This window comes from Arthrobacter alpinus, assembly GCF_900105965.1.
Taxonomy (GTDB): domain Bacteria; phylum Actinomycetota; class Actinomycetes; order Actinomycetales; family Micrococcaceae; genus Specibacter; species Specibacter alpinus.
In genome coordinates this window covers 221,670-238,666 of record NZ_FNTV01000002.1, presented here as the reverse complement: position 1 = coordinate 238,666, position 16,997 = coordinate 221,670, and the positions used below count along the sequence as shown (strand labels likewise).

Below are 16,997 nucleotides of genomic sequence, written 5' to 3'. Positions count from 1 at the left end.
CCGATCAAGGTTCGGCTTATGGGGCGTCCGCAACTGAAACTATGCGTTGCGCTGGAAGAATCCAGTAATACGACGCCGGTCCCTGAACATCAGCAAGGCTGCGATCGCATACTCTGTGACCGACGCTCCACCCATCAACGGAAAAGAAAGCACGAACCATGCCGAACCCTCACCTCTCACTCGACACCCTGCCGCCCCTTTCGTGGATCCCCCTCGAGGGTGAAGCCACGATCGACCAATCCACCCAAACACTCACTATGCGGAGCGCGGGCGGGGTCGATTGGACCAACGACGCGACCGGAGGCGAGCAGCAGCACGCAGCAGCGAGCCTGGCGTTCGTCGCACCACCGACGCCCTTCACTCTCTCGGCCAAAGTGACCGTAGCCAGCGACCGAACCACCTTTGATGCCGGCGCCCTGTCGATCTGGGCGGATAAAGACCATTGGGCGAAGCTCTGCTTCGAGAACTCACCCGATGGCGACACTATGGTCGTCAGCGTCGTCACCAACACGTACTCGGACGACGTGAACTCACACCTCGTAACCGACACCAGCGTCTACCTGCGCCTCGCCTCCCTCGGCAACAACGCCTGGGCCTTCCACTCGTCGCTCGATGGCAAGCGGTGGAACTTCGTCCGGCTGTTCAACCTCCCAACGCCCGCACACACGCCTACGTACATCGGTTTCCTCAGCCAGGCGCCGTTCGGGGAACACTGCGAGGCCGTCTTCAGCGACATCCATCTCAACCACGGACCACTCAACGACACCCGAAACGGCAGTTGACAGCACACTTTGCGCCCAAACCTCGCAGATGCGGCGACATTGGCGATCGTCGCTATGAGGCCACCGGAGTGGATAGCCGCAGCTCCGGTGGCCTCGACCTGGACCAGGAAATATCTATGAGCTTCTTCTGTATCTCGGCGATCTCCGCCGGTCTGATCAGCCAGGTGCACCATATGACTATCACAGAACACCGCCTTCTAGCACTTAGAGCTACTCGATTCCGCACTGTCGGCCTTGCGCAGTTTCATCGCCGGCATGCCGGAATGGGCTGGCGACCGCCGGACGGAGAGTCCCAGCGACGGGTTTCGTCGGCTAATCGTAGAAAGGCGGTCTCTGCAGGCCCACCGCAGTCTGATGTTCGCGTAGTGGGTGAGATAGCTCGCCGCGGTGCTGACTAAGGCGAAAGGATCGGATCCGGGTGCCGCGGAGCCTTTCGTTGCTGCGGCCGCATTGATCACAGTGCTCAGGGCCCGGTTCGAGGCGTTCTTGAACGCGTCCGGTTCCACGTTCGTGATGAACATCCCCCGAATCCTTCGATCAGACACGACCCAAACCCGGCTTGCAGCCAAACATGAACAAACCCTCAGCGGTGTCCCGCGGAGGGTTCGTTCTACGGGCTGCTAAGCGCTTTCAAGGTGGTGGCTACTTCAACACCGCCATCAGGTTTGTTGACCTGCCGGACATTGTCCAGCTTCGTACTCAGCCCGCTTCTTTCGAGCTCTTCAAAGATTTTCATTACCGCTGGGTGCAGGACACCCTCGACAAGTTCTGATTGATCACCCAGCCAGGCCGTGACAATCTCGCGCCGGTGCGGAAGCTCGCCGAGCTCGTAAATAGAATCAACAGAATCTTTGCCTAGCGGTCCACCGACGGCCAGACACAACACCATATCAATCGACTCGCGTTCACCGGATCGGAGGGTCGTCCACAATTCACCAGTCGGCTGCACGCCTAGCTCGTTTGCCGCGGCATACAGCGCACCGAACTCATCGTTCATTTCGGAGTCGCCATTCTCATCGGAATCGTCGATTCGTATGACTGCCCCAATAAATGGTTGTGCCCGAGCCTCACGGACCTGCACTTGTGCCTTCGCTCCAAGCGTCCGGATAACGGCGCTTGCCCGCTCGTGTGCGCGGTCTTGGGCCTCCCGCACTGCTTGTTGATTGGCGTGGTGTCGTTCGAGCGCGACAGTGGCAGTCTCTTCATCCACGACGTCGGCCAGTTCTTTTAGTGGAACGTCTACATCACGAAGTGCTCGAATCAGCAGTGCAGGTCTTAGCTGAGCGGCTGCATAACTTCGATACCGGCTGGAAGGGTCGATTTCTGCGGGCCGAAGCAATCCCACCTCGTCATAGTGGTGGAGGGCTTTGACCGTGATGTTAGTTAGCTGGGCGAACTCGCCGATGGTGAACATACTTCTATCATTGCCCCTCCTCCAACCGGAGGGTCAAAAGCCCAGCTGCCACCTCACCCGAACGATGATTCTCCGGACCGTCGAGACGCGGGCTGGCCCGGCATTTGTGGTGCCCGCAGGACGTTCCCCACCGGGCACAGCGGCAGGTCCGTTAGTATGAGCCGATGATCGTTTGGCTAAACGGCACTCATGGCGTCGGAAAAACGACGACGGCTGCCCTCGTGCAGCAGCTGATCCCTGATTCACGTGTGTTCGACGCCGAGAAGGTCGGCGAGACGCTGATGGATGTCAACCCGGGACTACCGGAGACCGACAACTTCCAGAATTGGCCACCGTGGAGGTCACTCGTCGTCGAGACGGCTCATCGCATCCTCGATTACACCGGAGGCACACTTGTTATGCCGATGACCGTTTTGATCGAGCCCTATTGGCGGGAGATCAGCCAAGGCCTAGCTTCCTACGGCATTCCGGTGCGCCATTTCGTGCTTCACGCCGATCAGGAAACCCTCAGGAAACGGATCCAGGATGACACTATGATGGGTCCCTCGGTATTTCGATACAACTACCTCACTCCCTATGACGAAGCCTTCCACGGCTGGTTGGGGAGGGAAGCACATGTCATCGATACCAGTGCACTCACGCCTGGACGGGCCGCATCCGAAGTCGTAAATTCCCTCAGCGCCGCGTAGCTCCCCAACGTTGGTTGTGGCCCACACCGTTACACGACCGTCCGCTCAGGGTTCCGTATGCGGGCAGGTCCGGACGAGACGCGCTACTGAGCCAGCTCGTGCACCATTTGCCAGCAATGTTGACGTGGCCATGCTCGAGGGCCAGCAACCGGACAGAATCTCAACTGACTTGGCCCACTAGATCGAAGTGCTCACAAATGCTCTCTGCCACTGCTGCCGGACTCAATAACGACGTATCGATGACAAGCTCATCTAGCCCAGCTTGCGCTATGCTCTCGCTCAACTCCTGGAACCGCTCAAGATGCCAATCGAGACTCAGGCCCTGGTCGTTGCTGTATCGAGCAGCAAGACGCATACGAGTAACTTCCTCAGAAGCTACCAGCCGGACCGAGCGGATTCGCAGATCGAATGCTTCCGCATACCTAGCCTGGTCCCTTATTGAGGCGATGACACCAGATACAACCAGATTTCGGGTCCCGGTCGCGCGATAGTTCTGCCAAACCGCCGACATATTCTTCGCTTCAGTAAGAACGTTTGCAGGATCTTCGGCTGCAGGCGGCCACGATCGATGGAACCAGTCGACATCCATCACACTGAACGGCCGCCTAGCAGCTGCCATGAGATCCGCGACATGATCCAAGGCTGAAGATTTCCCAACGCCGTAACTACCGTTGATAAAGACTGCAAACTCATTCCTCGACATACCGACCATCCTCCCCTAACTATTGCTGGGGGGTGGCTAGCTCGAGCGCCCCTGTCCGTGCCATGGATTCCAAATCCCTAGATCTTGCCAACCCAGATCGACAACGCGTCGGACGAGTTCGATGGACACTGCCCAAATCTTCACCATGCGACGCCGCAAAACTGTCCCATGGGAGGTTCCCGCTACGGACAGGCGGTCTACGAGCCGGTTACTTCCAAATGGACGTTGAGAATCAGCGTTTTTCGCGAGTCGCAAGTCCAGGCCGCTTCGAACCTGTGGCCATTCCGAGGCAACGATCGAGAAGATGACGGTATCTCGGAGCGAACCATCGGCCATGCGACTTGTCGCACGCAGCACCCCGTCCTGCTTCGCACCCAATCGGGCAATCGCTTCGCGGGACTGCATATTCATCCAATGCGTACTGAACTCCACGGCAACGCAATTAAGTGTTTCAAACGCATGACCGAGCAGAAGCCTTTTGCTGTCCGGATTCGTTCCGGTTCCCTGCGCACTGGCTGCGTTCCAGGTGTAACCAATTTCCAGGCGTGGCAGATCGGCGTTGATGTCGCAGTACGTGGTCATGCCAATGATCGTGCCTGGATCACCGGTAGCAAGGTCGTTCAAACGAGTCGTAAACGGAACCATCGAGCCATCTTCCTGCATGGCCAATCGACGCTGAATCTCATCACGCATTCCCTCGGGGCGCGGTACCGCGGTGTACCAAAGATTCCACAGTTCGCCATCGGATGCCGCTTCGACGAGTCCGTCGTGGTGGTCCTCGACCAGGGGTTCGAGAGTGACGTATTTTCCACGGAGCGTTATTGGGGAGATCCTAGTCATGTGGAAACTTTATCTTCCTGGCAGCCAACTTCTGCGTAAAGGGATCCCGCCCGCAAGTCGGCCAACAGTTGCGTGACATTTCAGCATCCGGCCAACGAGCCTGGCATGTGTCCCGCAGAATCCGCCGTTCCCCAAAGGGGCTGCGGTGCCGTTTCGTGTGTCCTTTTGTGGTTGACCGCACTGGGGCTTCGGCAATACTTGAAAAAGGCTGAGCATGAGGGGTGAATTGAAGGATGACAGGTAGCGGATTTGCTGAATACCTACCCATCCGACGTCAACATGAAGCAGTGTTAGATGGCCCCGTTGACGTCAGGATGGCCACGAGTGGTGACATCCATGCGATACGTGACATTGACACCAAAGCGGGTCGCTCACCAGCAGATATAGCGGCCATGGCCACGGCAATTCTTGACGAAAACCGACTGGTTGTTGTCGCCTCCGCCGATGGCAACATTGTTGGGTGGGGCAAGACCCACTTCTGGTCTTACGCCAATGGACAGGCACCTGGCGGGCACTACTTGGGCGGAGTGACAGTGCTCCCCGAGTTCAGGCGACACGGGATAGCCAGGGCCTTGACCCAGGTGAGATTGAACTGGATCTGGGCAAGAGCGGACTCGGCCTGGTACATCGTCAACCCATCCAACCAGGCATCGATCGATCTCCATCGTGAGTGGGGGTTCGCTGAGGTTGCCAGGGCTGCGAAGCTTCATACGACCAGCTTCACCGGTTGTGTCGGGCTGCTGTTGCAAGCGAAACGACCACTAGAAGACTAAGAAGTACGATTCACCTGAATCTGTCCCGCAGGAGGTTCCCACATGTGGAACGGCCAAAACCGCCAATCTGAGTTGTGATTTAGCCGCCAACGGAAGCCAACAGTCACAGGGCTGTCACGGAATCCACCTTCCATGTCGCACTTCTCGCGGAACGGGCAGTCGGAATACCTGGGGTTGTAGCCGGTGAGCGTGAGGTTGCCGAGGGTGTGCAGGTAGCGGTCGTGAACAGTTTTCCAGTCCGCGCCCAACGCGTCCTGCCAAGCCGGTGTAAGCGCACTTGACATCGTTTAGAAACGGGGCCCTGATGCGCGGTGATCCCACGATTCTGAGCACGTAGACGGCGGCCGAGTCGGCGGGGGCTGTGGGTGAAGTCAATCCAGACGAGGTACTCGATACGGATCGAGCCACCGCTGACAACGATCGGCAACTGAGCGCCCTGCTCAGCCGAGCGTCAGAGCTCGGCGCGACCATGCCGAAACTTAGCCTTCTTGGCGCGGTTGCCACAGATGTTCATCGAGCACCAGCGCCGGTTGCGCGCTTGGCTCGTATCGACATACAGCCCGCCGCAGTCCGGGTTCTCGCAGGTCTTAACTCGGCTTCGCCGCTCGCCTCCGAGGGCCATGATCGCGTCACGCGCGATGAGTCCGAGACTGGCACGTACCTGATCGCCGCCCTCGGCCTCCCAACGCATGCCGTCCACGTTGAGCACCGGGAAGGTCTGCGTTTCCTGGGCGAGCGTATTGATGAGCGTCATATCGGAGTGCTTGGTCGGGGACCCTGCCGCGATATCAGCTCCAGCGCGGTGGATGGCCTCGCGCAGCCGTCGCGCCAGCGTTAGATCTGAATCGGTGGCGTTATCTGCGCCGAGTCGCAGGTTGTTCATCGCAAACCAGTCGTCCAGACGTCCGCGGTCTGGCAACCGCTCCACGGACTGACCACTGCGGTCACTGAGGGTAGCAGTGAAGCGGAACGCGAGCTGTTCGTTGTCAAGCCGAAAAGCCGGAACCTCAGCCACGTGCGCACCGCTCCGCACATCCTCAACCTTGGCCATGGAACCACTTTAGACGGTTCCACCTAGATAGTCGATGCTACGATGGAACCGCTTGAACAGGTTCCAATGGGAAGGTGGAGGAAATGGTTGTTGATGTGACCGTGGTCGGTACCGGAGGGATGGGCGCGGCGATCGCGCGCAACCTCATTAATGCTGGGTACAGGGTGGCGGTATGGAACCGCGACCACGCCAAGCTCGCTTCGCTGCTAGAAGCCGGCGCTGTCGACGTAGTTCATGCTCGAGAGGTGTTCGTCTCCTCGCCGGTCGTGTTCTCTGTGCTGGCCGACGACCAGGCGGTGCGTGAGGTGATCCTCGACAGCGGGGCACTCGCGGCAGCCCCTGCGGGAGCGGTGCACGTGAATTTCGCCACGATAAGCCCTGCCCTGGCCGAGGAGGCCGCCGCACGGCATGCCGAAAAGCGCGTCGGTTATGTCGCGGCACCGATGTTCGGCGGTGTGCCGGTGGCCCAGGCGGGAAACCTCAACATCGTCACAGCCGGCGAGGCCGAGCTCGTGGAGCGGGTGCAGCCGTTGTTGGACGCGATCAGCGCACGCACGTGGCCGGTCGGGACCGAGCCGCAGCGAGCGAACGTAGTCAAGGTCGCCGGGCAGGTGCTCATCGCCTCAGCGATCCAATCCATGTCTGAGGCGGTCAGCATCGCCGAGCGTGGGGGCATCGATGCCAGCACCGTGGTGGAGCTGTTCACGTCGACCATCACACCCGGCCCTGTCTACAAGAACTACGGCGGGCTCATCGCCGCAGAGAAGTACACACCCGCGGGGTTCACCCCAGTACTTGGACGTAAGGACGTCGACCTCGCCCGCGCGCAGGCCGCATCGACCGCACTGCGACTGCCCGTGGCCGATCTACTCTCCGAGCTGCTGACTGAGGCTGTCGATACGGGGCACGAACGCGATGACTGGGCCTCACTCGCCTACCTCCAGCGCCGCCGCGACCTCTCCGAGACCGACAAGTGAGCGCGGCCATCGACACGACAGTCGTCGTCTCTCCACCCCGGCTGCCCTGGGCGGCATTGCTCGCACTCTCGGCGGCCGGATTCCTAGCGATCTTCACCGAGACAATCCCTGCGGGCCTGCTCCCGCAGCTCGCCGCAGGCCTCGGCATCTCCGAGTCCGCCGCAGGCCAGCTGGTCACCCTCTATGCGATCGGATCGGTCGTGGCTGCGATCCCGCTGGTCGCCGCAACACGACGAATGAGCCGCAAGAAGGTGCTGCTGGCGGCAGTGGCAGGGCTACTGGTTTTCAATACCATCACCGCGATCGCACCGTGGTATCCGCTCATCCTCATCGCACGCGTCGTCGCCGGAGCGGCAGCCGCCCTGACATGGGGGGTGCTACCTGGGTATGCTCGCCAGATGGTGAACCCCGCCCAGCAGGGGCGGGCGCTGACCGCCATGGGGATCGGGCAGCCCATCGCGCTGGCTGCTGGGGTGCCGCTTGGTGCGCTGGCCGGATCGCTGGTCGATTGGCGATGGGTGTTCGTCGCGATCTCCGTCGCCGCGGTCGCGCTGACGATCTGGATCGCCGCGTCGGTTCCCGATGTTCCCGGCCAGGCAGTGGCAATCCGCACCCCGCTGAGTCGCGTCGTGATGCTACCGGGCATTCGTGCCGTACTGGCCGTCGGCCTGGTGTGGGTGCTCGCCCACAACATCCTCTACACCTACATCGCCCCGCTGCTCGACGGAACTGGGCTGCGCCTAGAAATCGGGCTTGCGATCTTCGGCGTTGCCTCATTCCTCGGCATCACAGCGACCGGCGTCATCATCGACCGAGCCTTGCGCTCCGCTGCCCTCGGCGCGCTCGTCTTAATGACGATCGCGAGCCTCACCCTCACCGGTCCCGCTCTCGGAGTGCTCGTCATTGGAGCGGCCGTGGCCGTCTGGGGGTTCAGCTTCGGCGGTGCACCCGCTCTCCTGCAGACCGCACTAGCCGACCGCGCGGGTGATCACACCGATGCAGCACAGTCGGTGTTCGTGACCGTGTTCAACCTCGCGGTCGCCGGCGGCGGAGTCGTCGGTGGAATCATGCTCGCCGCGACCACTACCCCGACCCTGGCATGGACCGCGGCTGCGCTGGCGGCACTCGCCCTGCTCATCGTGATCGCGCGACGCGCCGCATTCCCCAGCGGACACCGCAGGCCCGGAAGCTGATACTAGGGTCGATGAGCTGGATCGGACGCGGACTGCGTGATTCGCGGAGGAAGCATTTCCGCGTCGGGCATCCCAGCTACCTACGTTGAATGCGCCCAGGTACGAGGCTGTGTTCAAAGACCCGATCTCCAGCAATTGCTGGAAACCGAGGCAAGAGCCCTGTGGATCATCCGCGGGGTTCTTTGCTTTCCTTGGCGGGCTGGATCAATCTGAAGGACCGCCAATAAAATTGACAGGCAGAGCAGAAAGAAGCCCCGTCCTGACGCAGCTACTTTTCGCGTTAGTTGAAAGGCAGGGATACGACCTGCGCCTATGGGCATGCTCCTTCACTGAGCACCCATCCAAGCGCGTGAGCCGTCCCGTAGAGCGTTCCGCTTTCGGGCAAGGAACTTTCCATGGATCGTCCGGCTGGTGCGGACTTCCTCACCTCAATTGTTCTTGTTGCTATTACAGTGTTCCTGCCGCGACCGGGACCGTGTCCGTCAGCGGCCGACCAAGAAGTTGTTCCAGATCGCTGCCCGTACCTTTCAGGAATCCGTGTGCAGCGGATGAGTACAGCGAGAGCAGCATGCTTGGCTGAAACGGCAGCAAGCCGCTGGTATTTAGGGTCTTTCGTCGTACATCCAGGGATTCAGGCTTGTAGGGAAGTCCTGCGTACCGGGCAACCTCCTCGGCCGTGACCGCGTGGGATCCCACCAGGTCGTAGATCCTTCCAGCGTGTTCCTTGGGGTTACTCGCCACAATAGCGGCCGCCGCTGCCAGATCGCCCCGGGTCACAACGGCCACACCATGCTTGCCCAGCGGTGAGGTGATGACGCCGTCATCCGGTGCCATCAAAGCACCGAACAGATCGGCGTAGATCCCATTGCGTAGGATCGTCCACTGCACGCCGCTTTCCTGGATACGGCGCTCGGTCCAACGGTGTGCCAGCGCAAAGCCCAGATGGTCACCAGCGGTGGCCAGACTCGTATAAATCAGGTGCTGCACCCCGTCGCGCTGAGCGGCCGTGACAACACGTTCATGGCGGGCAATGACAACGTCATCCTCTGCATAGCCTGCAGAAACGAGCACTAAAGTTTCAACGCCAGTGAAATCAAGGGTGCCAGGGTCGTCAAAATCCACATATCGATCACTGGACCCAACAACAGGACTGCGTGTCCCCGAAATCAAAGGCACGCCTGCCACTTTCAGGGATTCGACGATGGCACTGCCAAGCTGGCCCGAAGCACCGGTAACTAAGATCATGAAGCATTCCTTACCGTGGTTCTGAAAAGTAACTAAGATCATCATCAGCAACCACTGGAGAACGCACAAGGAGGCACTTTGATGTCACAGGGGCACATGGAAGTAACCGCACTGCTCGAACCTTGCGGAAAGGAAGACCATCCGGACTGCGGCATTAGGGACGTGCTGACCCGAGTTGGTGACAAATGGTCGGTCCTGGTGATTGTCGAACTCGCCTCAGGCATCCGGCGGTTCAGGGAACTGCAACGCGCCATCGACGGCATCTCTCAACGAATGCTCACCCTCACGGTCCGCCGACTCGAACGTGACGGGCTGGTCACCAGGACCGTTTTCCCGACCGTCCCGGCACAAGTCAGCTATGAACTCACCGACCTCGGGTCCAGCCTCACCCACCTGGTGAAGCAACTTGCAGACTGGTCTCTCGCACACCGCGACGATATCGCGACCTCCCGCGCCGACTACGATGCCGCCAACCCGGACCATACGATCCACTAGCTCCAATTGCCGATGGACAGCAGGCAGCCGAAATCAGTCCCGGTAAGCGTTCCACATACGGACGCACCGGAGTTGTGCAGACGAGTATTGAAATTTGTGCAGACGACTTCTGAAAACGACACCTGGCGACAACATGCCGCTGAAACAATGTCGAAAACCCGTGCCGAGATTCAACGTCGTCAAACCATGCAGCACCGATATTATCGACACATGTTGATCGGATACGCGCGGGTCTCCACCGCGGACCAAAACCCTGACCACCAAACGGATGCCCTGGCCCGCGCCGGTGTCGACCCGACAAACATCTACCTCGACCATGCCAGCGGTGCCAAGGCCAGCAGGCCCGAGCTCGACAAGGCCCTCGCCTCGGCCAACCGCGCCGGCGACCAGCTGGTCATCACCCGCCTGGACAGGCTCGGACGCTCGGTGCTCCACCTGGTGACCCTCGGTGCGGCCCTCCGGGAGCGTGGTGTGGGATTACGTGTCCTTGAGCAAGGCATCGACACCACGACCGCGGAAGGGCGTGCGATGTTCGGAATGCTCTCCGTCCTGGCCGAACTCCAACGAGAACTCATCGTCGCCAACACCCGCGACGGACTCGCCGCCGCCCGCGCCCGCGGGCGAGCAGGGGGAAGACGCCCGAAGCTGACGCCCGACCAGGCCCACCACGCCCAGCAGCTCTACGACGCAGGGACCCATACTGTCCAACGCATCGCCGACCTCCTCCAGGTCCCGCGCTCCACCATCTACGGGCACCTCGACAAGCCAAGCATCGGACGGCGCCCCACTGCCAAAGCGACCCTGGAGGCTTAGCGCTCAATCCGTCCCCATTACTACCAAGACCCCTTGATGGCCGTTGGAATGGCTCGGCGTCCGCGACGAGTCGGTAGTCCCCTCAGCCGGCTAAACGCATGATGAGCCACACCGCAACTGGCGAACCCGCGGACGGCCCCCGTTTTCTCGATAGTGAGCGAGCGGCGTGATCTATTCGTGGGTGTCTTGCATTCAAGTACCTTAAGTCATTAAGTTACTTATATGGATCTGGCGTATGAATTGCACGACCTCGTCCGCACACTCGACAAGTGGGCGGAGCGGAAGCTGCGGCCCAAGGGGCTGAGCTACAACAAGTACGTCGCGCTCGTCATCGTCTCCGAGCACCCAGGACTCACGGGTCGGAACCTGGCCAAGGCTCTCGGGGTGACGGAGGCCGCAGGCAGCGGAATCGTCCGCTCGCTGCTTGCCGCTGGGCTGATCGTGGACGGAGCGCCATCCGGTGCAGGCAACGTCCGGAGCCTGAGTATCACCGAGCCCGGCGCCACGGTACTCGCCGGGTGCAGCGTGATGCTCGGGTCGTCCCTGGATGACAACGCGGTGGCTATCGGGCTCGATCCGCACCATCTCGCCGAGACGATTCGTGCTCTGCACGACGAGGTCCGCACCGTGCGGCCCACCATCCCGACTTCAAGGAAAGAAGAATCATGATTACTGGTCTTGCCATCACAGCACTTGTCCTCGGCGTGGCGCGCCTGGTGGTGTTCGTCGCCCTGCATCTGGTGCGCAGCGACTACAACATCGTCGAGCACGCGGTCAGCGACTACGCCGTAGGACGCACGCGAACCCTCAGCAGTGTGATGACGTGGATCACCGCCGCCTTCTGGGGCGTGCTCGCCCTCGCGACGCTGGTAGCGTTCCCCGACTGGAAGGATCTCACGGGAGTTGTCGCCTGCCTGCTCGCTCTCGCCGCGATCTTCATCGTGCTGCCGTTTCTCCCCACCGATGTCGAGGGGACACATGCCACTACAATCGGGCGGTTGCACATGCTGGCCGCGATCGCGTGGTTTGCGCTCAGCTACGCCTGCATGGGCAACTTCGGCCGGCTCTTCCAGGATGCGAGCCCGCAACCCTGGGGCACCACCCTGGTCGCCCTGTCGTGGATTGCCCTGGTGTCGCTCATCGTTCTCGTGGCCGCCCTCGTCATCCGACAGGCTCGGCGCTACGTCTTTGGCATCGCGGAGCGAATCTTCATCCTGTCCGTGACGCTCTTCTACATCACCGTCGCCATCGCAATGCTCGCCACGTCGTGACTACGAATCGATAGAGGCAAAGATGCTGAGTAGAGCTTCGGATCGACTCCAATCCACACCGGCGCGGGCCGATCGTTGATCGATGTCCTGAACACCGTGAATCTGCTACGCGACCGCGGCGTGAACCTCCGATCCATTGCGGACGGGATCGACCCCGCGACCACGACCGGTCGAAGGAAGCCTCAGACGATTAGGCGTTGAAACGATCGATCTCTACTACCTGCACCATCGCAGTGACGATACACCGATCGAGGAGACCATCGGCGCGATGGCGGAGCTTCGGCAGGCCGGGAAGATTCGATTATTGGGCTTGTCGAACGTGACCGCCGAGGACATTCGACGAGCTCAGGCGACGCATCCCTTCGCAGCAGTCCAAGAGGCATGGTCGCTGTCGGGACGTATGGTCGAGTCGATCCTGCCGTTGCTCCAACAGCACGACATTACTCTCGTGGCCCACTCTCCAATGGGTCACGGTGACATGGGAACGGATTGGGCAGCGCGCCTGTTCGCGGCGTCTGAGTGGATCGGCATAACGCCCGCCCAGATCGCTCTCGCATGTGTCCACAACCGCGGACGCCAGCTCGGCCACCTCTACGACAACATCGCCGCAAGTCAGGTCACACTCGACGACGCGACAATGGCCGAACTGACCACCTCGGACCCCGACCCAGCTGGCCGTGACATTTAGTGCCACTAGATGGCAGCCAGATACCGCCGCAAGTCACAGACGTGTTTCCACCGCAGCCCAGAACCCGGACCATCAGGTAGACGCCCTGATACGTGCGGGGGTCTCCCTGACAATATCTACATCGACCATGCCAGCGGCGCCAAAGCATCTCTACGATGCAGGGGAATCACACTGTTCAGCGAATCGCTCCCTGCTGCAGGTCCCGCTCCCCACGATCTACGGCCACCTCAACAAAGAAAGTACCGGAAGGCGCCCCACCGGCAAAGGGCCAATGCAGGCTTAGCGCTCAATCCGTCTCCATTACTACCAAGACCCCGCGACTACGACGCAATTTTCATTGACTGCCCCCCCGGGCAATGAACCCCTGCAAGTGGCGGCCCTGGGCGCCGCAGCATTCGTCATTGTTCCCACGAAGACTGATAAAGGCGGACGTGAAGGTCTTCTTGGTGTAGCGAAGCGCTTGGATACAGTCCTTGACGTGAACCCTGACCTCGATCTGCTTGGCGTCGTCGTCACGGCCACCACTTCCTCAGCGACAAATGTCCAACGCGTCGCAAGGGAGGCGATTGCGGAGGCCTTTGGTACCCATGATGTGCTTTTCAGTGGCACAGTCCGCTACGCAGAGGCAACGGCTCAGGCAGCCCGCGAGAAGGGCGTCTTGGTCCACGAGCTTGAGCAACAGGTCAAGGCCGGACCTAAATGGTATGACGTGCTCAATGGCACGGCCCAGGGTGTTGCCAACCAGCCTCGCTCCGCCGGCAATGTCGCAGAAGATCTTCACCAGATAACGCAAGAACTGGTAGCCAGGCTTTTGAAGGCCGAGGAAAGGAACGCATCATGACCGATTCAGTACGAGAACCGATTGGTCTTCCTCCTCGGCGGCCAACCCCCGTTCAGAGCCTTGTGAAAGCTAACAGGACGGCTCAGCCGGCACCAACAACCCGAGAGGCATCCACTCCGGCAAAGTTGGAGCGACCCGCAACGGTGGCTCAGTCCTCGGGCCCAACGCAGGCCACAGTTCCCAAAGGGGACGCTGAGGCCAAACCTCAGCAGGTCACGTTCTACATGGATCCAACTGATCTTGGTCGAGCAAAGGCTGCATTTAAGGCAACAGGAGGGCTGGAAGGCGACCGCACATGGTCAAATTTCATTGCAAACGCGGTCCTATCTGAGGCCAACAAACGGCAGAAGAAATACAACGACGGAGAGCCTTTCAAGACCAGCAATGAGAAACTGCCCCCTGGCCGAAAGGTATGATTACTAGCTTTACAGGCAAAGACAGTAAAGACTGTAAAGCTAGTAATCATTCACAATCCTGCTGATTTTCAATGTCGGGGGTCGGGCCTACACTAGCGTTATAAGATTTTTGTTCTAGTAAATGGTGTGTCATGGCTCATGTTTCGAATTTTGTTGCGGTAGGGTTGCCCTCTACGGTTGCGGCGCAACACCCTTTGATGGTGGGCGAATCGGTGGCATGTGGGTATCCATCGCCCGCACAGGACTACTTCGACGGCCGGATCAACCTCAACGAACACCTAATCAAGGACGTCACCAGCACCTTCGTGGTGAGGGTGAGTGGGGATTCCATGGAGGGTGCCGGTATCAGTGATGGTGACGAGCTGATCGTCAATCGGGCTCTGACTCCTCGGGATGGGTCAATCGTGATTGCCATCCTGGACGGTGAGCTGACCGTCAAGCGCCTGCAGCTGAAAGCTGGGGGAGTGGTCCTCCATGCGGAGAACCCCAAATACCCGGACATTCAAGTGCCCGACGAATCCGCCCTGCAGATTTGGGCAGTGGCTGAGACCTGCCTGCACGACCTCCGGCACTAGGCCAGGTGCTTCGATGCGTATCCGCATCGCTGACCCCTCAGGCCCGGCCCTGATGCCCGGCAGTGACTACATTGCTCACGTCGATGTGAACTCCTTCTACGCCAGCGCAGAGAGAGCCTTCAACCCGTCCCTTGAAGGCGTCCCCGTCGTGGTGTTGTCCAACAATGACGGCTGCGTGGTCAGCCGCACCGCCGAGGCGAAAGCGCTGGGGATCCCCATGGGGGAGCCCTGGTTCAAGCTCGCACCCCGCGCCAAAGCCTGGGGGCTGGTGGCACTCTCCAGCAACTACGAGCTCTACGGTGACATCAGCTCTAGGGTCATGGAACTGTTGGGACGCTACAGTGCGTGGGTCGAGGTGTACTCGATAGATGAGGCCTTCCTGGGTGTGAACGGCACACCGGTGCAGATGCGCCAGCTTGGACGCACCATCAAGGATGCTGTCCGCCGGCACGTCGGCGTCCCCGTATGCGTCGGAATCGCGCGAACGAAAGGCCTGGCCAAGCTTGCAAACCGTCTCGCTAAAAATAATTCTGACTTCGGTGGTGTGTGTCACTGGGAATCCATCCCCGAAGGCGTGCGGGACGGGCTGATGTCCAGGCTTTCGGTGGTGGAGCTGTGGGGAGTGGCCGCGCGCTTAACTCGCCGGTTGAATGCCATGGGCATCCACACCATTCTGGATTTGAAGAACGCCAACGCCGTGATGATCCGTGATCGCTTCTCGGTTGTGTTGATGCGTACCGTGTTGGAGCTTCAGGGCACTCCCTGCATTCCCATGGAAGAGGAACGAGTGGGTCGGGACCAACTCATTTTCTCCCGTTCCTTCTCAACCCCCGTGACCACGGCCGCGGACATGGGACAGGTCATGAGCGTCTACGCCCAACAAGCCAGTGCCCGCCTGGCAAAGCACGGCCTCCAAGCCAAGGTGCTCACCGCCTTTGCCGGAACATCCCACTACAACCAGGACAACATCTCCTATCCCTCGGTGTGTGTTCCGCTGCCGATGCCCACCGCGGATCCCGTACTGCTCCACAAGGCCGCCAACAGCCTGTGCGAACGGATCTATGAAGGTGTGAAATACGTCCGGGCCGGGATCATGGTCACCGACCTGCGCCCCACCGGTAACCAATCACCGCTGGAGTTGTTTGAGAACCTGCACGAGGAACGCGGCATCGGCACGCTGCTTGAATCCGTGTCCAAGAAGTACGGGCGGGGGAGTATCGGCCTTGGAAGTGCCGGCGTCCGGGGAGGGCCAGACTGGTCCATGAAACGCGACATGCTCTCACCGCGATACACCACCCACTGGGACGAGCTCCTACTCGTCAAAGCCTCGTGAAGGATAAAAATTGCCCATGATCATCATCGCCACCGTCGAAACCCTCGACGGCAACACCTTTGCCACCACTGAAGTTGAGGCAAAGGACTACGCCGCGGGCTTCGCCCAGCTGCGCAGCAATGCGCCGGAAGGGCAGAGCATCATCAACGTACGAGTACAGCGCTAATGTTCCGTGTGGGGCCGAATGGAAGTCTCAGAAACCAAGGTAGTTACGCCAAGGAAAGGAATCATGAAGTGACCACCGTAAGGACGTTGTAAGGCTGTACACATCTCTCGCAAACCCCTGGTGATCCTCCACGCCCAAGATGATGTGAGCGTTGTGTGCAGCCGCCCTTTGGGTCCCGCTGTCCATCCTGTGTGCGGGAAAAGACCGGAGGAATATCTTTTGCCGTGCACCTGTGGACAGGGGGCCAAGAACGAAACCACCCAGGCTTACGAGCTAAGAGGCTCCACCAGTTCGGGCCCGTCACCCTTGAGGGGGCCCACCTGGTGAAACTGCAGGGCCTCGGCCACTGGCGTAGCCGCAGCCACGGCGGCGTCCATCAATGTCTGGTCCCCGTCCTGGTCAGCGTCCAACCATTCGTCCCAGAAACTGGGTGGCAACGTCACGGGGGTGCGGTCATGGAGCTGGCTCACTTCTCCGACCGCTGCGCGTGTCAGGATCGTGGCCGTCAGCGTCCAGTAGTCCTCATGGTCCTCTGGCAGGGACTTGTCCGGCCACCAGGTGTACAAGCCGGCGAACGCCAGGATCTCATCCCCAGGGGAGTGGATCGCATACGGAGTCTTGGTCTTGCCCTCTGTGTGCCACTCATAGTAGAAATCGGCCGGGTTATCCGGTACTCGTTTGGCGCAGTCTTTAGCGTCTTAGAGTGCGTCATTGGTTCGTTCGGCGCTTGTG

General features: G+C 60.3%; 20 protein-coding genes and 3 pseudogenes. 16 read left to right on the top strand and 7 right to left on the bottom strand.

What is annotated here, in order from left to right; translation table 11 throughout:
• The first annotated feature begins 158 nt into the window (after positions 1-158).
• Positions 159-782 carry a DUF1349 domain-containing protein gene (locus tag BLV41_RS20620; RefSeq protein WP_074713685.1) on the top strand — a complete coding sequence of 208 codons (624 nt, stop codon included), beginning with the start codon at positions 159-161 and terminating at the stop codon, positions 780-782.
• A 610-nt stretch (positions 783-1,392) separates the two neighbouring features.
• On the opposite strand, the gene BLV41_RS20610 is transcribed toward BLV41_RS20620, so the two are convergent.
• A complete protein-coding gene (locus BLV41_RS20610) occupies positions 1,393-2,196 on the bottom strand; it encodes a MerR family transcriptional regulator (protein WP_074713682.1) in 804 nt (267 codons plus the stop codon).
• A 164-nt stretch (positions 2,197-2,360) separates the two neighbouring features.
• Between BLV41_RS20610 and BLV41_RS20605 the strand changes: the two genes are divergently transcribed.
• Positions 2,361-2,885: an AAA family ATPase gene (locus tag BLV41_RS20605; protein ID WP_074713680.1), complete on the top strand. Its 525-nt coding sequence runs from the start codon at positions 2,361-2,363 to the stop codon at positions 2,883-2,885.
• A 160-nt stretch (positions 2,886-3,045) separates the two neighbouring features.
• Here the strand turns inward: BLV41_RS20605 and BLV41_RS20600 are convergent, their stop codons facing one another.
• Positions 3,046-3,588: a zeta toxin family protein gene (locus BLV41_RS20600; RefSeq protein WP_074713678.1), complete on the bottom strand. Its 543-nt coding sequence runs from the start codon at positions 3,586-3,588 to the stop codon at positions 3,046-3,048.
• A gap of 240 nt (positions 3,589-3,828) precedes the next feature.
• Positions 3,829-4,428, bottom strand: a pseudogene (locus BLV41_RS20595) (GNAT family N-acetyltransferase); the annotation flags it as partial.
• A 287-nt stretch (positions 4,429-4,715) separates the two neighbouring features.
• Here BLV41_RS20595 and BLV41_RS20590 point away from each other — a divergent pair.
• Positions 4,716-5,201 carry a GNAT family N-acetyltransferase gene (locus tag BLV41_RS20590; protein ID WP_244517055.1) on the top strand — a complete coding sequence of 162 codons (486 nt, stop codon included), beginning with the start codon at positions 4,716-4,718 and terminating at the stop codon, positions 5,199-5,201.
• On the opposite strand, the gene BLV41_RS20585 is transcribed toward BLV41_RS20590, so the two are convergent.
• A complete protein-coding gene (locus BLV41_RS20585) occupies positions 5,198-5,485 on the bottom strand; it encodes an HNH endonuclease family protein (protein WP_083361029.1) in 288 nt (95 codons plus the stop codon). The genes BLV41_RS20590 and BLV41_RS20585 overlap by 4 nt on opposite strands.
• 167 nt (positions 5,486-5,652) lie before the next feature.
• Positions 5,653-6,252 carry a CGNR zinc finger domain-containing protein gene (locus BLV41_RS20580; RefSeq protein ID WP_083361028.1) on the bottom strand — a complete coding sequence of 200 codons (600 nt, stop codon included), beginning with the start codon at positions 6,250-6,252 and terminating at the stop codon, positions 5,653-5,655.
• Between the two features lie 83 nt (positions 6,253-6,335).
• On the opposite strand from BLV41_RS20580, the gene BLV41_RS20575 reads away from it, so the two are divergent.
• Both BLV41_RS20575 and BLV41_RS20570 read left to right on the top strand, forming a co-directional pair.
• Entirely contained in the window at positions 6,336-7,229 is an 894-nt protein-coding gene (locus BLV41_RS20575; protein WP_074713864.1) for an NAD(P)-dependent oxidoreductase, read from the top strand.
• Positions 7,226-8,422 carry an MFS transporter gene (locus BLV41_RS20570; RefSeq protein WP_074713674.1) on the top strand — a complete coding sequence of 399 codons (1,197 nt, stop codon included), beginning with the start codon at positions 7,226-7,228 and terminating at the stop codon, positions 8,420-8,422. The genes BLV41_RS20575 and BLV41_RS20570 overlap by 4 nt, the downstream gene beginning before the upstream one ends.
• 447 nt (positions 8,423-8,869) lie before the next feature.
• Here the strand turns inward: BLV41_RS20570 and BLV41_RS20565 are convergent, their stop codons facing one another.
• A complete protein-coding gene (locus tag BLV41_RS20565; protein ID WP_074713672.1) occupies positions 8,870-9,667 on the bottom strand; it encodes an NAD(P)H-binding protein in 798 nt (265 codons plus the stop codon).
• A gap of 81 nt (positions 9,668-9,748) precedes the next feature.
• On the opposite strand from BLV41_RS20565, the gene BLV41_RS20560 reads away from it, so the two are divergent.
• The 11 genes and pseudogenes from BLV41_RS20560 (at position 9,749) to BLV41_RS22220 (ending at position 16,265) form a co-directional block, all read left to right on the top strand.
• Complete coding sequence (locus BLV41_RS20560; RefSeq protein ID WP_074713671.1) at positions 9,749-10,162, top strand: winged helix-turn-helix transcriptional regulator; 414 nt, start codon at positions 9,749-9,751, stop codon at positions 10,160-10,162.
• 210 nt (positions 10,163-10,372) lie between these two features.
• Positions 10,373-10,975, top strand: a complete 603-nt coding sequence (locus BLV41_RS20555) for a recombinase family protein (protein WP_074713669.1) — start codon at positions 10,373-10,375, stop codon at positions 10,973-10,975.
• Between the two features lie 222 nt (positions 10,976-11,197).
• Entirely contained in the window at positions 11,198-11,644 is a 447-nt protein-coding gene (locus BLV41_RS20550) for a MarR family winged helix-turn-helix transcriptional regulator (protein ID WP_074713668.1), read from the top strand.
• Complete coding sequence (locus BLV41_RS20545; RefSeq protein WP_074713667.1) at positions 11,641-12,246, top strand: DUF998 domain-containing protein; 606 nt, start codon at positions 11,641-11,643, stop codon at positions 12,244-12,246. The genes BLV41_RS20550 and BLV41_RS20545 overlap by 4 nt, the downstream gene beginning before the upstream one ends.
• Before the next feature lie 66 nt (positions 12,247-12,312).
• Positions 12,313-12,420 (top strand): annotated as a pseudogene (locus BLV41_RS21860) (recombinase family protein); the annotation flags it as partial.
• A complete protein-coding gene (locus BLV41_RS20540) occupies positions 12,383-12,934 on the top strand; it encodes an aldo/keto reductase (protein WP_074713665.1) in 552 nt (183 codons plus the stop codon). The pseudogene BLV41_RS21860 and the gene BLV41_RS20540, both read left to right, overlap by 38 nt.
• A gap of 337 nt (positions 12,935-13,271) precedes the next feature.
• Positions 13,272-13,775 (top strand): ParA family protein, encoded by a 504-nt coding sequence (locus tag BLV41_RS20535; RefSeq protein ID WP_139244527.1) that lies wholly within the window; start codon positions 13,272-13,274, stop codon positions 13,773-13,775.
• The gene (locus tag BLV41_RS23120; protein ID WP_170835544.1) at positions 13,772-14,191 is read left to right on the top strand and encodes a ParB family protein; all 420 of its coding nucleotides are present in this window, start codon (positions 13,772-13,774) and stop codon (positions 14,189-14,191) included. The genes BLV41_RS20535 and BLV41_RS23120 overlap by 4 nt, the downstream gene beginning before the upstream one ends.
• Before the next feature lie 197 nt (positions 14,192-14,388).
• Positions 14,389-14,766, top strand: a complete 378-nt coding sequence (locus tag BLV41_RS20525) for a LexA family protein (RefSeq protein ID WP_074713662.1) — start codon at positions 14,389-14,391, stop codon at positions 14,764-14,766.
• 13 nt (positions 14,767-14,779) lie between these two features.
• Positions 14,780-16,099 (top strand): Y-family DNA polymerase, encoded by a 1,320-nt coding sequence (locus BLV41_RS20520; protein ID WP_170835543.1) that lies wholly within the window; start codon positions 14,780-14,782, stop codon positions 16,097-16,099.
• Positions 16,100-16,115: 16 nt separating this feature from the next.
• On the top strand, positions 16,116-16,265 hold the full coding sequence (locus BLV41_RS22220; protein ID WP_170835542.1) for a hypothetical protein: 150 nt from the start codon (positions 16,116-16,118) through the stop codon (positions 16,263-16,265).
• 266 nt (positions 16,266-16,531) lie between these two features.
• Here the strand turns inward: BLV41_RS22220 and BLV41_RS20515 are convergent.
• Positions 16,532-16,915, bottom strand: a pseudogene (locus BLV41_RS20515) (SOS response-associated peptidase); the annotation flags it as partial.
• Between the last annotated feature and the right edge of the window lie 82 nt (positions 16,916-16,997).

What these genes read in the sequence shown, in the direction of transcription:
- BLV41_RS20620 (WP_074713685.1), top strand. Translation starts at nt 159, where the DNA reads ATGCCGAACCCTCACCTCTCACTCGACACCCTGCCGCCCCTTTCGTGG.
- BLV41_RS20610 (WP_074713682.1), bottom strand. Translation starts at nt 2,196, where the DNA reads ATGTTCACCATCGGCGAGTTCGCCCAGCTAACTAACATCACGGTCAAA.
- BLV41_RS20605 (WP_074713680.1), top strand. Translation starts at nt 2,361, where the DNA reads ATGATCGTTTGGCTAAACGGCACTCATGGCGTCGGAAAAACGACGACG.
- BLV41_RS20600 (WP_074713678.1), bottom strand. Translation starts at nt 3,588, where the DNA reads ATGTCGAGGAATGAGTTTGCAGTCTTTATCAACGGTAGTTACGGCGTT.
- BLV41_RS20585 (WP_083361029.1), bottom strand. Translation starts at nt 5,485, where the DNA reads ATGTCAAGTGCGCTTACACCGGCTTGGCAGGACGCGTTGGGCGCGGAC.
- BLV41_RS20580 (WP_083361028.1), bottom strand. Translation starts at nt 6,252, where the DNA reads ATGGCCAAGGTTGAGGATGTGCGGAGCGGTGCGCACGTGGCTGAGGTT.
- BLV41_RS20575 (WP_074713864.1), top strand. Translation starts at nt 6,336, where the DNA reads ATGGTTGTTGATGTGACCGTGGTCGGTACCGGAGGGATGGGCGCGGCG.
- BLV41_RS20565 (WP_074713672.1), bottom strand. Translation starts at nt 9,667, where the DNA reads ATGATCTTAGTTACCGGTGCTTCGGGCCAGCTTGGCAGTGCCATCGTC.
- BLV41_RS20560 (WP_074713671.1), top strand. Translation starts at nt 9,749, where the DNA reads ATGTCACAGGGGCACATGGAAGTAACCGCACTGCTCGAACCTTGCGGA.
- BLV41_RS20555 (WP_074713669.1), top strand. Translation starts at nt 10,373, where the DNA reads ATGTTGATCGGATACGCGCGGGTCTCCACCGCGGACCAAAACCCTGAC.
- BLV41_RS20550 (WP_074713668.1), top strand. Translation starts at nt 11,198, where the DNA reads ATGGATCTGGCGTATGAATTGCACGACCTCGTCCGCACACTCGACAAG.
- BLV41_RS20545 (WP_074713667.1), top strand. Translation starts at nt 11,641, where the DNA reads ATGATTACTGGTCTTGCCATCACAGCACTTGTCCTCGGCGTGGCGCGC.
- BLV41_RS23120 (WP_170835544.1), top strand. Translation starts at nt 13,772, where the DNA reads ATGACCGATTCAGTACGAGAACCGATTGGTCTTCCTCCTCGGCGGCCA.
- BLV41_RS20525 (WP_074713662.1), top strand. Translation starts at nt 14,389, where the DNA reads ATGGTGGGCGAATCGGTGGCATGTGGGTATCCATCGCCCGCACAGGAC.
- BLV41_RS20520 (WP_170835543.1), top strand. Translation starts at nt 14,780, where the DNA reads ATGCGTATCCGCATCGCTGACCCCTCAGGCCCGGCCCTGATGCCCGGC.
- BLV41_RS22220 (WP_170835542.1), top strand. Translation starts at nt 16,116, where the DNA reads ATGATCATCATCGCCACCGTCGAAACCCTCGACGGCAACACCTTTGCC.